This window comes from Acinetobacter sp. SK-43, from assembly GCF_015351505.1.
Taxonomy (GTDB): Bacteria; Pseudomonadota; Gammaproteobacteria; order Pseudomonadales; family Moraxellaceae; genus Acinetobacter; species Acinetobacter junii.
In genome coordinates this window covers 1-910 of sequence record NZ_JADKPY010000100.1, presented here as the reverse complement: position 1 = coordinate 910, position 910 = coordinate 1, and the positions used below count along the sequence as shown (strand labels likewise).

The 910-nt window shown below is 42.1% G+C and carries 1 protein-coding gene; it reads right to left on the bottom strand.

Features of this window, described 5'->3' with window-relative positions:
- Positions 1-25: 25 nt before the first annotated feature.
- The coding region (locus IRT38_RS17385) for an IS5-like element ISAba10 family transposase (RefSeq protein WP_194598347.1) at positions 26-910 on the bottom strand (885 nt) is incomplete at its 5' end.

Below are 910 nucleotides of genomic sequence, written 5' to 3'. Positions count from 1 at the left end.
TAGAGTTGTTCTAATCTTCAGATATTTATGCAACAGCCACCGTTTTAGCTGTACCAAGTTGAGTAAATTTATTCAAAATATCGACTCTTATTTGCAAGTCAACCACCTGACGATTAAAGCATCGACTAGATACACCTTGTCCAAGTCGTTTCAAGGCAAACATTTTAGCCTCTATTCGGGATCGTCGATGATAACCAATATCTCGTTTCCACTGCTTTTGACCCTTGTCCCAACAGCCTTGTACTGCATGATTCCTTGCTTTACCAATTTCATTTTCTGCCCATAAAGCAGCATTGGAACGAGGAGGGATAATTACATTTGCTTGCCGTTTCAAAATCGCATCATAACAATTCACTGTGTCATAAGCACCATCAGCCGTGACAGATGCAATGGGTTCATCAATTTGATCTAAAAGAGGTTGGAGCATTTCAGCATCACCATATTGGCAGGTCGTGACTTCAACCGCTTGTATTTCTCCACTGTTTGCATCTGTCGCAAGATGTAATTTCAGCCATTGACGATGTTGGTTTACGCCATGTTTTTTACGCACCCATTCCCCATCACCTGTAACTTTGATCCCTGTGCTATCAACTAAAATATGCAAGTCTTCCTGTGGATTTTTTGCTGATTTATGTAGAAGTGGCTGGAGCTTATCTGCTCGCCGACTCAATGTTGAGAAGTCTGGAACATTCCAGTCGAGGTGAGCCATTTGAAAAAGGCTTTGAATGAAACCTTGTGTTTGGCGTAAAGCCAGTTGGAACAGGTTTCGTATCGTCAGGGCAAATTGAATTGCTATATCAGTGTAGGTAGGTTGACGTCCTTTTTTTCCAGTAGGTGTTGCAGACCATTGCATTTGGGGATCAAACCAAATGGTGAAAGCACCCCGTTGACGTAAAGCCTGATTGTACTC